Annotated in this window: 12 protein-coding genes and 3 tRNA genes; 7 read left to right on the plus strand and 8 right to left on the minus strand. The window is 72.7% G+C overall.

What is annotated here, in order from left to right:
• Positions 1-37 precede the first annotated feature (37 nt).
• Genes ACIBEJ_RS50600 through ACIBEJ_RS50610 form a run of 3 tightly spaced genes read right to left on the minus strand, consistent with a single transcriptional unit; the run spans position 38 to position 2,774 of the window.
• Entirely contained in the window at positions 38-868 is an 831-nt protein-coding gene (locus tag ACIBEJ_RS50600; RefSeq protein ID WP_397190217.1) for an aminotransferase class IV, read from the minus strand.
• On the minus strand, positions 865-1,869 hold the full coding sequence (locus ACIBEJ_RS50605) for a chorismate-binding protein (protein WP_397190218.1): 1,005 nt from the start codon (positions 1,867-1,869) through the stop codon (positions 865-867). Before ACIBEJ_RS50605 ends, ACIBEJ_RS50600 begins: the two co-directional genes overlap by 4 nt.
• Positions 1,812-2,774, minus strand: coding sequence for a LysR family transcriptional regulator (locus ACIBEJ_RS50610; RefSeq protein WP_397190219.1), 963 nt, complete (start codon positions 2,772-2,774; stop codon positions 1,812-1,814). The genes ACIBEJ_RS50605 and ACIBEJ_RS50610 overlap by 58 nt, the downstream gene beginning before the upstream one ends.
• 58 nt (positions 2,775-2,832) lie before the next feature.
• On the opposite strand from ACIBEJ_RS50610, the gene ACIBEJ_RS50615 reads away from it, so the two are divergent.
• Positions 2,833-4,005 (plus strand): Rid family hydrolase, encoded by a 1,173-nt coding sequence (locus tag ACIBEJ_RS50615; RefSeq protein ID WP_397190220.1) that lies wholly within the window; start codon positions 2,833-2,835, stop codon positions 4,003-4,005.
• Between the two features lie 177 nt (positions 4,006-4,182).
• Here ACIBEJ_RS50615 and hutH read toward each other — a convergent pair whose 3' ends face one another.
• Genes hutH through ACIBEJ_RS50630 form a run of 3 tightly spaced genes read right to left on the minus strand, consistent with a single transcriptional unit; the run spans position 4,183 to position 7,264 of the window.
• Complete coding sequence (hutH, locus tag ACIBEJ_RS50620) at positions 4,183-5,733, minus strand: histidine ammonia-lyase (RefSeq protein ID WP_397190221.1); 1,551 nt, start codon at positions 5,731-5,733, stop codon at positions 4,183-4,185.
• 25 nt (positions 5,734-5,758) lie between these two features.
• Positions 5,759-6,463: an ArsR/SmtB family transcription factor gene (locus ACIBEJ_RS50625; RefSeq protein ID WP_397190222.1), complete on the minus strand. Its 705-nt coding sequence runs from the start codon at positions 6,461-6,463 to the stop codon at positions 5,759-5,761.
• Positions 6,464-6,499: 36 nt separating this feature from the next.
• Positions 6,500-7,264, minus strand: coding sequence for a class I SAM-dependent methyltransferase (locus tag ACIBEJ_RS50630; protein WP_397190223.1), 765 nt, complete (start codon positions 7,262-7,264; stop codon positions 6,500-6,502).
• 107 nt (positions 7,265-7,371) lie between these two features.
• Between ACIBEJ_RS50630 and ACIBEJ_RS50635 the strand changes: the two genes are divergently transcribed.
• From ACIBEJ_RS50635 to ACIBEJ_RS50650, 4 genes are all read left to right on the plus strand, one after another.
• The gene (locus tag ACIBEJ_RS50635) at positions 7,372-7,899 is read left to right on the plus strand and encodes a CGNR zinc finger domain-containing protein (protein WP_397190224.1); all 528 of its coding nucleotides are present in this window, start codon (positions 7,372-7,374) and stop codon (positions 7,897-7,899) included.
• Positions 7,900-7,958: 59 nt separating this feature from the next.
• Positions 7,959-8,030: transfer RNA gene (locus ACIBEJ_RS50640), tRNA-Gly, on the plus strand.
• A 15-nt stretch (positions 8,031-8,045) separates the two neighbouring features.
• Positions 8,046-8,119 (plus strand) — tRNA-Cys (locus ACIBEJ_RS50645).
• 14 nt (positions 8,120-8,133) lie between these two features.
• Positions 8,134-8,205, plus strand: a tRNA-Val gene (locus tag ACIBEJ_RS50650).
• A gap of 384 nt (positions 8,206-8,589) precedes the next feature.
• On the opposite strand, the gene ACIBEJ_RS50655 is transcribed toward ACIBEJ_RS50650, so the two are convergent.
• Both ACIBEJ_RS50655 and ACIBEJ_RS50660 read right to left on the minus strand, forming a co-directional pair.
• Positions 8,590-9,618 carry a cation diffusion facilitator family transporter gene (locus tag ACIBEJ_RS50655; RefSeq protein WP_397190225.1) on the minus strand — a complete coding sequence of 343 codons (1,029 nt, stop codon included), beginning with the start codon at positions 9,616-9,618 and terminating at the stop codon, positions 8,590-8,592.
• 119 nt (positions 9,619-9,737) lie between these two features.
• On the minus strand, positions 9,738-10,148 hold the full coding sequence (locus ACIBEJ_RS50660) for a MerR family transcriptional regulator (RefSeq protein WP_397190226.1): 411 nt from the start codon (positions 10,146-10,148) through the stop codon (positions 9,738-9,740).
• A gap of 28 nt (positions 10,149-10,176) precedes the next feature.
• Here ACIBEJ_RS50660 and ACIBEJ_RS50665 point away from each other — a divergent pair, with 28 nt between their 5' ends.
• Positions 10,177-11,181 carry an NAD(P)/FAD-dependent oxidoreductase gene (locus ACIBEJ_RS50665; protein ID WP_397190227.1) on the plus strand — a complete coding sequence of 335 codons (1,005 nt, stop codon included), beginning with the start codon at positions 10,177-10,179 and terminating at the stop codon, positions 11,179-11,181.
• Complete coding sequence (locus ACIBEJ_RS50670) at positions 11,178-11,891, plus strand: MFS transporter (protein WP_397190228.1); 714 nt, start codon at positions 11,178-11,180, stop codon at positions 11,889-11,891. Before ACIBEJ_RS50665 ends, ACIBEJ_RS50670 begins: the two co-directional genes overlap by 4 nt.
• The last annotated feature ends 20 nt before the right edge of the window (positions 11,892-11,911 follow it).

Below are 11,911 nucleotides of genomic sequence, written 5' to 3' on the forward strand. Positions count from 1 at the left end.
TGCCTCACATGATCGGTATGCGGGGCACGAGACTAGCTCACGGGTCGAGGTCCCCGGCAGCGCGCTCGGCGAAGACCTGCATGGCCTTGGAGGTGATCGGGCCCGGCGCGACCGGCAGCGCGGTCTGGTCCACGAGCCTGATCGGCTGCACGTCGCGGGTGGTGGAGGTGAGGAACGCCTCCTCGGCCTCGTACAGGGCCCCCAGCGGCACGTCGGCCTCCTCGGCGCCGCACCACTCGACGACCAGCGCCCGCGTGACCCCGGCCAGCGGGCCCGCCTCCAGCGTGGGCGTGATCAGGCGGCCGTCCTGGACGATGAAGATGTTGGAGCCGGTGCCCTCGCACAGGTCGCCCGCGAGGTTGCCGAAGATCGCCTCGCCGCCGCCGCGCGCCTTGGCGTAGGCCAGGGCCTTGGCGTTGTCGCCGTAGGAGGTGGACTTGACGCCCGACAGCGCGCCGCGCTCGTTGCGCGGCCAGGGCACGACGGTGACGGCGGCGGTGCCGGGGAAGGGCTTCTGCTCGTCCACGATCACGACGGAGGTGCCGCCCTGGTCGCCGCGGTCGGAGCCGAGGGGGCCGGGGCCGCTGGTGTAGGTGACGCGGATGCGGCCGAGCGGCCAGGCCGGCGCGACGGCCAGGAGTTTGCCGATGCCGTCGGCGATGGCGTCGGTGTCCGGCTCGGGCAGGTCCATGCGCTGCGCCGAGAGCCGGAGGCGGTCGAGGTGGCGGGTGAGGGCGAACGACTGGCCGTTCACGATCTTGATGGTTTCGAAGACGCCGTCGCCGACCATGAGGCCGTGGTCGAAGACCGAGACGCTCGCTCGGGCGGGTTCGAGAATCTCCCCGTTGACCCAGACAGGGACTGTCATCTATCTCCTCCAAAGCGAGATGCGAGTGCGATGAGCCTGGATGCTTTCAGCTCGGTCTCCAGCCATTCGCGCCGGGGGTCGCTGCCCCAGGTGATGCCCGCGCCGGTGCCGAACCGGATCTCCTGGCCGGAGATCCAGAAGGTGCGGATGCCCACGGCCAGCGCGGCCGTGCCACGGTCGGCGTCGACCCAGCCCACGGCCCCACAGTACGGCCCGCGGGGCTCGGGTTCGAGCTCATTGATGATGCGCAGGGCCGAGGACTTGGGCGCGCCGGTCACCGAGCCGGGCGGGAACGTGGCGGCGAACAGCTCAGGCCAGCCCTTGCCGGGCTCCAGCCGGGCGCGGACGGTCGAGACCAGGTGCACCGAGCCGGGGTAGGTCTCGGGCACGCACAGCGCGGGGACCGTCACCGAGCCGACCGCCGCGACCCGGCCGAGGTCGTTGCGGACCAGGTCGACGATCATGACGTTCTCGGCGTAGTCCTTGTCGAGCAGGTCGGCCTCGGTGACGCCGGTGCCCTTGATCGGCCGGGACTCGACGACCGCGCCGTCGCGGGAGAGGTACAGCTCGGGCGAGGCGGAGACCACGGCCCGGCCGGGCAGGCTGATCACCGCGGCGTACGCGGCGGGGTTGCGCCTGGCCAGCAGGTGGGCGAGGGCGAGCGGGTCGGCGTCCGGCGGCAGCGGGGCGGTCAGGACCCGGGTGAGGTTGGCCTGGTAGACCTCGCCCTGGCGGATGTACTCGCGGATGGCCTGGACGCCGCGCTCGTAGGCGGCCTGGTCGAGGGAACTGCGCCAGTGGCGGGCGGCCGGGCCGTGCCAGCGTCCGGCAGGGGGCAGCGGGGCGTGGCGTACCTCGTCGAAGCGGGCGCAGCTCACCTTGCCCTCGTAGTCGACCACCACGGCCCACCAGCCCTCGCCGTCGAGGGCGGCCAGGTCCGTGGTCAGGTCGCGCAGGCCGGTGGCGAGCCGCCCGCCGACGTGGGCGAAGCTGTCGTGCACGCGCCCATTGTCCCAGTACGTGATGCCACCTCGCACAGCAAGTCCACGAAGGCCAGGGCCGCGGGCAGCGGGAGGCCGGGCAGCGCCGCGTAGTAACGCCTCGCGGGTACGGCGGTGCCGAGCGGGCGCAGCGGCCGGAGCACCACGCCCTGCGGCACGGCCCGCGCGGCCAGCTCAGGCACGAGCGTGACGCCGAGCCCGGCGGCCACGAACCCGAACTTGCCCGACCACTCGGCCACGCGCAGCCCGCCGCGCGGCACGAACCCGGCCGCGGCGCAGGCGGTCACGAGCAGCGTCGGCTGCCCGCGCGGCGCGGCCTCGATCCAGGTCTCCTCGCGCAGGTCGGCCAGGTCGACGGCGTCCCGGGCGGCGAGGGGGTGGCCGCTCGGCAGCGCCACCAGCAGCCGGTCCTCCCCCAGCGGCACGGTGTGACCGCCCTCGGGCAGCCCGGCCGGGTAGTCGCTGATCACGGCGACGTCCAGCTCTCCAGCCTCCAGGCGCTCGACCAGGCGGGGGCTGAGCCCTTCCGCGAGCCGTACCTCGACGCCGGGGTTGGCCGCGGCGAACCGGCCGAGCGCGGCGGGCACCAGCTCGACGTTGGCGGTCGCGAACGCGCCCACGCGCAGCCTGCCGCCGCCTCCCGCGTGGATGGCGGCCAGTTCCTCCCCGGCCTGGTCCAGGCGTTCCAGGACGGCTCGGGTGTGGCGGCGCAGGGCGTGGCCGGCGGGCGTGAGCCGTACGCCGCGGGCCTGGCGCTCGAACAGCGGGCCGCCCGCCTCGCGCTCCAGAGCGGCGATGCGGCGCGAGACCGCGGACTGGGTGTAGCCGAGCAGTTCGGCGGCGGCGGTGAACGAGCCGGACCGGGCGACCTCGTCGAACAGCCGCAAGTCATTCGTCTCAAGCATGGCTGGTATGCAATCTAGTCGGTGGTGGAATGACTCGCATCTCCCTATAAAGGGGGACATGATTGCTTTTCTTGGACAGGGGCGGATGGGCGTCCCCATGGCACGGCGGCTGGAGGCGGCCGGGCACGAGGTGACGGTGTGGCGGCGCGGGGCCGGGACGCCGGTGGCGCGGGCGGTCGAGGGCGCCTCGGTCGTCATCACGATGCTGCGCGACGGCCCGGCCGTCCTGGAGGTGCTGGCGGCGGCCCTGCCGGGGCTGCGGCCGGACGCGACCGTGGTCGAGATGTCCACGATCGGGCCGCTGGCCGTGACGCGGGTGCGCGAGCTGCTGCCCGCCTCGGTGGAGCTGGTCGACGCGCCGGTGCTCGGCAGCGTCGGCCCCGCCGCCGACGGCACGCTCACGGTGCTGGCGGGCGGCCCGGTGGCGCGGGTGCGCGAGCTGCTGTCGGTCTTCGGGTCCGTGCGCGAGTGCGGGCCGCCGGGGTCGGGGGCGGCGCTGAAGCTCGCCGTCATGAGCGCGTTCCTGCCCGCCCAGGTGCTCCTCGCCGAGTCCCTCGCGTACGGCGAGGCCCACGGCGTCCCCCGCGAGGCGGTGCTGGACGTGCTGGCGGGCACCCCGCTCGGCGGCCTGTCCGCGCGCCTGGCCGAGCGGCTGCGCGATCCCGGCGCGGAGACCCGGTTCGCGCTGGGGCTGGCCGCCAAGGACCTGGAGCTGGCCGCCTGGGAGGGCGGGACGCTGGCCACCGCCGCCCGCCTGCGCCTGCGCGAGGCCGAGGCGGCCGGTCTCGGCGAGCACGACGTAACCGCCATCGCGCGGCACGTGGCGGCGGCGGCACAACCGTCCAGGGTCACGCCGGTCAACCCGGGGACGGTTCCGGCGACGAACGGCATGTACTCGCACGCGGTCAGGGCGGGCAACACCCTGTACGTCTCCGGTCAGGCCGCCTTCGACGAGAACGGGGACGTGGTGGCGCCCGGGGACATGGCGGCGCAGGCCGAGCACGTCTTCGGCTGCCTGGAGAAGATCCTGGCCGATCAGGGGGCCGGGTTCGGTGACATCGCGTTCATCCGGTCGTACCTGACGGACATGGGGCAGGCGCCCGCCTACCGGGAGGTGCGGCGGCGCCACATCACCGGCACGCCTCCGGCCAGCACGACGGTGGAGGTGTCCCGGTTGTTCATGCCGGGGCTGGTGCTGGAGGTGGACGCGATCGTGGCGCTGCCGGGCTGACGTGGGGCAGCGGCGGATGGGCGACGGGCGGGCGTCGCGGCGGGGACCGCGCGCGCCCGCCGGCCGTCTCCCTGGACTGGGCCCAGCCCTGTGCGGCGGGTGGGGGTGGCTGTGGCTGGGCCGTACGGGATGGGGATTCTTACGACAGAGGGCCCGCGGGAGTTTTCGGCGGGAGGTTTACGACAAGGGGCCTGTGATCGCCTCGGCGGCGGAGAGGAGAGCGCCGTCGGCGACGAGGCGGACGGTGGACTCGATCTCCGGCGCGAGGAAGCGGTCGGGGCCCGGGCCGGGGACGGTGTCGCGCAGCGCGGAGACCACGGCGCCGGTCGCGGGGGCGGGCGTCAGCGGGGCGCGCAGGTCCAGGGCGCGGGCGGCGGTGAGGATCTCGATGGCCAGCACCCGCGTCAGGCCGTCCACCGACCGGCGCAGCTTGCGCGCGGCCGACCAGCCCATGGAGACGTGGTCCTCCTGCATGGCCGAGCTCGGGATCGAGTCGACGCTGGCGGGCACGGCCAGGCGCTTCATCTCGGAGACGATGGCGGCCTGGGTGTACTGGGCGATCATGTGGCCGGAGTCCACGCCGGGGTCGTCGGCCAGGAACGCGGGCAGGCCGTGGTTGCGGGCCACGTCGAGGAAGCGGTCGGTGCGGCGCTCGGACATCGAGGCCACGTCGGCGGCGACGATGGCGAGGAAGTCGAGCGCGTACGCGACGGGGGCGCCGTGGAAGTTGCCGTTGGACTCCACGCGGCCGTCGTCGAGCACGGCGGGGTTGTCGACGGCGCTGGCCAGTTCCCAGGTGGCGACGTTGGCGGCGTGCGCGACGGTGTCGCGGGCGGCGCCGGCGACCTGCGGGGCGCAGCGCAGGGAGTAGGCGTCCTGGACGCGGGCGCAGTTCTCGGGGTCGCGGTGGCTGGCCATGACGCCGGATCCGGCCAGGATCCTGACCATGTTGGCGGCGGCGAGCGCCTGGCCGGGCTGGGGGCGCAGGGCCTGCAGTTCGGGGGCGAAGACGCGGTCGGTGCCGAGCAGCGCCTCCACGCTCATGGCCGCGCTCAGGTCGGCGGTCTTCAGCAGCCTGGACAGGTCGTCGATGGCCAGGATGAGCATGCCGAGCATGCCGTCGGTGCCGTTGATGAGGGCCAGGCCCTCCTTGGCGGCCAGTTCGACCGGCTCGATGCCGGCCTGCTTGAGCGCCTCGGCCGCCTGGGTGACATTTCCGGATTTGTCGCGTACGACGCCTTCGCCCATCAGGGTCAGCGCCACGTGCGCCAGCGGCGCCAGGTCGCCCGAGCACCCCAGCGAGCCGAACTCGTGCACCACCGGCGTGATCCCCGCGCTCAGCAGCGCGGCCAGCGTCTTCGCCGTCATCGGGCGGATGCCGGTGTGGCCCGTGGCCAGCGTGTGCAGGCGCAGCAGCATCAGGGCCCGCACGACCTCGGTCTCGACCTCGGGGCCGCTGCCCGCGGCGTGCGAGCGCACGAGCGAGCGCTGGAGCTGGGCGCGCAGCGCGGGGTCGATGTGCCGCGTGGCCAGCGCGCCGAACCCGGTCGACACCCCGTAGGCGGGCGTCGGGCTCTCGGCGAGCTCGTCCACCCGCTGGCGGGCCGCGGAGATCGCCGCGATCGCGTCGTCGGTCAGGCGTACGGCGGCGCCGTGACGGGCCACCCGGATGACGTCCTCGAAGCTCAGCGGCTCGGGACCGACGTTCACGACTACGTTGTCGCGCATGCTGCCACTCTCTCGTATCGGGCTGTTAGGTAACCGGCGTATGCGATGTTAGCTCCTTACCGGAGAACAGCTCCCTCCTGCCCTCGTCCGTCACGGTGACCGCGCGGGGGATGTTCCCCCTGGCGATCCAGCCACGCTCGAACAGCGCCTCGGTCAGCGCGGCACCGAGCGCTCCGCCCAGGTGGGCCCGCCGTTCCGTCCAGTCGAGGCAGTCGGGCGCGAACCGCCTGCGCGTCCTGCGCACCGCGTCCACGTCCACGCCGAGCAGCTTGAGCGCCCGCTCCCCCGCCGGGGTGAGCTCGCCGCCGTCGAGGTGGCCGTCGGCGCGCAGCCGGTCCAGCAGCGCCACGCCCGCCCGTCCCGCCAGGTGGTCGTAGCACGTGCGGGCCTCCTCCAGCAGCCGCGCCTGGCGCGACTGGCGCAGCGAGCGTACGGCGGGCCGCGCGCTGACCCGGGCCAGCACCTCCAGGACCTCGGCCACGTCGTGGCCCGCCAGGCGGTAGTAGCGGTGGCGGCCCTGGCTGACCACCTCCACGAGGCGGCCCTCCAGCAGCTTGGCCAGATGGGAACTGGCGGTGGCGGCGCTCACTCCGGCCAGCCTGGCCAGTTCCCCGGCCGCCAGGGCTCGGCCGTCGAGCAGCGCGGTGAGCATGGCGGCCCTGGTCGGGTCGGCGATGAGCGCGGCCACCGGTGCGATGTCGGCGTCGCGGGTGAGGTGTTCTGCGGCCATGATGCGACGCTAGCCCATCGATGTTTCGGTCTCGGTCTAAGCATCGACGCCCTTCACCGCGCACAGCAGCCGGTTGTTGCCCCGCTGCCACAGGGTGCCGACCTCGGCGAACCCGGCCGCGCGCAGGGCGCCGGCGTGCGTGGACAGCAGCTCGGACTCCTCCCCGGTGTGCGTGCTGCCCTGGTCGTGGCGGGCGGTGTTGAGCTCGGCCAGGTCGGGGTCGGCGACGACCGCCTGCCACCACTGCTGCCAGTCCTCCGGCCGGTTCTCGCGGAAGGTGCGCTCGGTCTCCATCTCGTGGATCGCGCGCTCCAGCTCGGCGAGGGCGGGGGTGGCGTCGTCGGTGTTGAGGTGGTCGCCGTTCAGCAGTACGCCGCCGGGGCGCAGGGCCCGGTGGACCTCGGCGTAGACGCCGGCCAGCTCGGAGCCGGTGATCCAGTGCAGGGCCGTCGTGCTGACCGCGGCGTCCGCCGGGCGGTCCAGTCCGAGCCCGTCGCTCCAGCCCGGGGTGCGCAGGTCCCGCGAGACGAACGTGAGCCGCGGATAGGCGGCGCGGCCCAGGCCCAGCAGGAGCGGGTCGGCGTCGATGGAGATCACCGTGGCCTTGGGCAGGCGGTCCAGCAGACGCGCGGACAAGGAGCCGGGCCCGCAGCCCAGGTCGAGCACAAGGGGGTCGGGGCGGCCGAGCGCCTCGACGGCGTCGATCAGCGCGGTGAAGCGCTCCTCGCGGTCGGGCAGGTATCCGGCCTGCTGCAGGTCCCAGCGGTCGATCCACTCACGCGCGGCTTCATGGGTAAGCACAACCGGCTCCTTGTAACTGTCGTCTACACTTTGGATAGTCACAAGCTAACCGAGAGGTTGTAACCGGTCAAGTGAACTTCAACAGTCACACGGACAGTGTCGCGCGCGTGACGGTGAGCTTCGTCAACGCGCTGACCCCGGGGATGCGGCGCGGCCGCCCCTTCGCGCCAGCCGGCCTGGACGAAGCCGCCACGACGAGCGCCCGCGAGGTCTACCCGTCACATCCGCCCTTCCCCGCCCCCGAGGCGGCGGAGATGGCGGAGGTGGCCGTCCGCCTGCGCACCGTCTTCGAGGCCGTCGCCGCGGACGACCCCGACACCGCCGCCACCGAGGTCAACCGCCTCCTGGACGACTACAACGCCCGCCCCCGCCTGGACCGCCACGACGGCGAGCCGTGGCACCTGCACTTCCACGGCCCCGGCGGCACCATGGCCGGAGACTGGGGCGCCAGTTGCTCGACGGCGCTGGCGATCGTGCTGGGCAGCGAGTTCGCCGACCGGCTGGGCGTGTGCACGGCCCCCGCCTGCGACCGCGTGTACGTGGACGTCTCCCGCAACGGCACCAGACGGTTCTGCTCGACGGCCTGCCAGAACAGGGTGAAGACGGCGGCCTTCCGGGCACGGGCGAGAAACTGAGTTTGGGGAGAGGGGGAAGATTCGCTACAGTTCTCTCGTCGCCGCTGAACGTGGCGGACGCGGAAGTGGCTCAGTGGTAGAGCATCACCTTGCCAAGGTGAGGGTCGCGGGTTCAAATCCCGTCTTCCGCTCGGGGCTTGCGACTCGGTGGAGTGGCCGAGAGGCGAGGCAGCGGCCTGCAAAGCCGTCCACACGGGTTCAAATCCCGTCTCCACCTCCACATCTGAATACCCAGGACGATTAGCTCAGCGGGAGAGCGCTTCCCTGACACGGAAGAGGTCACTGGTTCAATCCCAGTATCGTCCACAAACACGTTCCAGCCCTTGAGCGCCCTTCGGGCGTAGGGGCCCCAGTCGAGCCGAAGTTCGACCCCTGAAGGACCTCGCTCCGCTCGGGCTGCCTTCCAAAATCCCGCCCGTTGCCCACCTAAGTGGTCAGCCCCCTGGATCCCACCCCGGTTCAAAACCTCCTAGGCAGCCGGACTGTCGCCATGCCGTGCACCCGCGCCCACCGCCACTGGAAACCCCGGGGCCGATAGGTCCTCAGCTGCCCGATCGGGCGCGCTTCGACCGAACCATTAGGTGTGCAGGCGAAGGACGATGGGGTTGGGCTTTGGCGCCGAGATGACCGTCAGCGGGTCCTGAGAACTGTGCGGAACAACTGGTATGCCAAGCAGGTGTGAAGGCATGGCTACCGGTGGGTCTGCAAGGGGGCGTGGTGGTCGGTGTCGGAGGGGCCGTCGGGGTCGGCGTGTACGGTGGCGGCCTTCAGGCGGGGCAGGTCGTGGATCAGGCGGTGTTCGGCCTCCACTGCCACCTTGTGGGCCTCTATGAGTGTCATCTGGTGGCTGACCTTGATGTCCACTTCGGCGCGTAGCGTGTGGCCTATCCAGCGCATGCGGACCGAGCCGACACTTACCACTCCCGGGACCGCGGCCAGGGTTCTCTCGGCTTGGGTGATCAGGTTCGGGTCTACGGCGTCCATCAGGCGGTGGTAGATCTCCCTGGCGGCGTCGCGCAGGACGAAGCAGATCGCGGCCGTGATGAGCAGGCCCACGATCGGGTCGGCCAGGGGGAAGCCCAGGGCGGCGCCGCCCGCGCTCAGGAGGACGGCCAGGGAGGTGAAGCCGTCGGTGCGGGCGTGCAGACCGTCGGCCACCAGGGCCGCCGAGCCGATTTCCCGGCCCACCCTGATGCGGTAGCGGGCCACCCACTCGTTGCCGATGAAGCCGACCACGCCCGCGGCGGCGACCAGGGCCGGGGCGCGGATGTCCTCGGGGGTGATCAGGCGTTTCACCGCCTCGTAGGCGGCCAGCGCCGCTGAGGCGGCTATCAGGGCGACGATGATGATCCCGGCCAGGTCTTCCGCGCGGCCGTACCCGTAGGTGAAGCGGCGGGTGGCGGTGCGGCGGCCCACGGAGAACGCGATCGCCAGCGGGACGGCGGTCAGCGCGTCGGCGAAGTTGTGCAGGGTGTCGCCCAGCAGGGCCACCGAGCCGGACAGGGCCACGATCACCGCCTGGACGAGGGCTGTGGCCATGAGGACCGCGAAGGAGATGGCCAGGACGCGCATGCCGCGGGTGCTGGACTCCAGGGCCTCGTCGGTCCTGTCGGCCGTGTCGTGGCTGTGGGGTTTGAGGAGGCGGGCCAGCCTTGACCTGCCGTGGCCATGTCCGTGGCCGTGTGCGTGGTCGTGCGGCGGAGGGTCCAGCCGAGTCATCGCGCCCCCTCTCGGTGCCCTTGAATTATAGGAAGCGCCTGTTCATGACCTTGGGACGCTTCCGCCCGCCGACGCGATCATCGTGCCCAGGGCGGGGACCTCCGAACGGGAAGTGGCCGCTACCCGACGACGCAGGCGCCGGTCTCGGCTTCGACCATGCGGCGGTAGTCGGGGCACTGGGTGAAGTCCTCCGCGCGGCATTCCATGAGGTGCTCGATCAGCCGCTTGGACGTCGTGATCTCCGCGAGCCGCCGCTCCAGGTCCGCGTGGTGGCGTTCCAGGAGGTTACGGCGTTCCTCCTTGCCCGTCGCCGACAGCACCTCGCCGATCTGCTCCAGGCTCATGCCGCCGCCCTTGGCGCGGATGATCGTCATGACCCGGATGACGTGGTCGCGGGTGTAGCGGCGGCGGCCGTTCACGCGGGCGGCCGGGGTGAGCAGGCCCATGGTCTCCCAGTGGCGCAGCACGTGCGTGCCGAGACCGAACCGGTCGGCCAGTTCCCCGATGCGCAGGTCGTCGCTTGACTTCATGTTGACATTAACTTGCAGACTTTCCGGCATGTCAATCAGCGATCACGTGTACGACGTCGTCATCGCCGGTGGCGGCCCTGCTGGGCTGGCCGCCGCGCTCACCCTCGGACGGGCGCACCGGCGGGTGCTCCTGCTCGACACCGGGCAGGGCCGCAACGCCCCGGCCGAGGCCGTCCACAACTTTCTGACACGGGACGGCACGCCGCCCGCCGAGCTGCGCGCGCTGGCCCGGCGGGAGCTGTCCGCCTATGCGTCCGTGGAGCTGCGGGATGAAACGGTCACCGACGTCCGTCCCGGCTTCCTGGTCGGCCTGTCGGGCGGCGATCGGGTGACGGCGCGCAGGCTCCTGCTGGCGACGGGGCTGGCCGACGACCTTCCCGGGCCGCCCGGGGTCGAGGAGTTGTGGGGGCGCTCGGCCTTCCACTGCCCGTACTGCCACGGGTTCGAGGTGACGGGCCTGCCGGTCGCGGTGGTCGGCGCCGCCCCCTCCAGGGTACGGCTGGCGCTGCAGCTCAGCCGCTTCGCCGACGTCGCCCTGTGCACCGGCGGCGAACCGCTCGACCCTGCCGCGAGGGCGAAGCTGACGGGCTGCGGCGTCGCCGTACGGGAGGAGCGCATCGTCCGGCTGGAGGCGTCGGGAGGGCGGTTGGCGCGGATCGTGTTCGAGGACGGCCCGCCGCTGCCCAGACGGGCGGTGTTCGTGGTCAACGTGCCGCGGCGGCCCGATGGCGACCTGGCCGCCCGGCTGGGCTGCGCCGCGTTCGGCGACGGCTGCCTGGAGGTGGACGAGTTCGGCAGGACCAGCGTCCCGGGCGTCTACGCGGCGGGCGATCTGGCCAGGCGGGCCACCGTCCCGGTCCCGCTGGCCGCGGTCATCGCCGCGGCCGCCTCGGGAACGGTCGCCGCTGCCGCCATCGACCAGGACCTCCTGAGCGCCGACTTCGACCTGCCCGCCTTCGCGGCGGGGAGGGACCGGGCCGTGACGATCACCACGAACCGGTCAGCGTTCGCGGCGGGGAAGGAGCGGTCGTGACGATCACCGCGAAGGCGGGGAACGTCCCGCTGGCCACTGCCGGTCTGCTGCTGGGCATGCTGATGTCGGTCCTGGACCAGGCCGTGGTGGCCGTCGCGCTCCCGGACATCGCCGCCGACCTGGGCGGCCTGGACGCCATCGGCTGGATCGTCACCTCCTACGTCCTGGCCTCGACCGCCACCGGCGCCCTCTACGGCCGCGTCAGCGACCGCTTCGGCCGTCGCGCGGTGTTCGTGGCCGCGCTGGCGCTGTTCGCCGCCGGGTCGGCGCTGTCGGGCCTGGCCCAGACGACGCCCCAGCTCGTGGCGGCGCGGGCGCTGCAGGGCGTCGGCGCGGGGGCCTTGTTCGTGATCCCGGCCGTGGCGCTGTCCGAGCTGTATCCGCGCCGCCTGCGTGGCCGCGTCCAGGGTCTGACGGGCGGGGTCTTCGCCCTGGCCGGGGTGGGCGGTCCGCTGGTGGGAGGGCTGATCACCGACGTCGCGGGCTGGCGGTGGATCTTCTACGTCAACCTGCCGCTGAGCCTGGTGAGCATGGCTCTGGCCGGGTACGCGCTGCGCCTGCCCAGACCGGTGACCAGCGCCGGGCTCGACGTCACGGGAGCGGCGCTGGTCGCGGGGACGGCGGTCAGCCTGCTGCTAGGAGCTGTTCGGGGTTCGGATCATGTAGGTGAGGTGAGGAGTTTCAGCCACATGATCGAGCCTCGGAGGTGAAGTCCTGCCTCGTAGCTTTC

This window comes from Nonomuraea sp. NPDC050790 (genome assembly GCF_044456745.1).
Taxonomy (GTDB): domain Bacteria; phylum Actinomycetota; class Actinomycetes; order Streptosporangiales; family Streptosporangiaceae; genus Nonomuraea.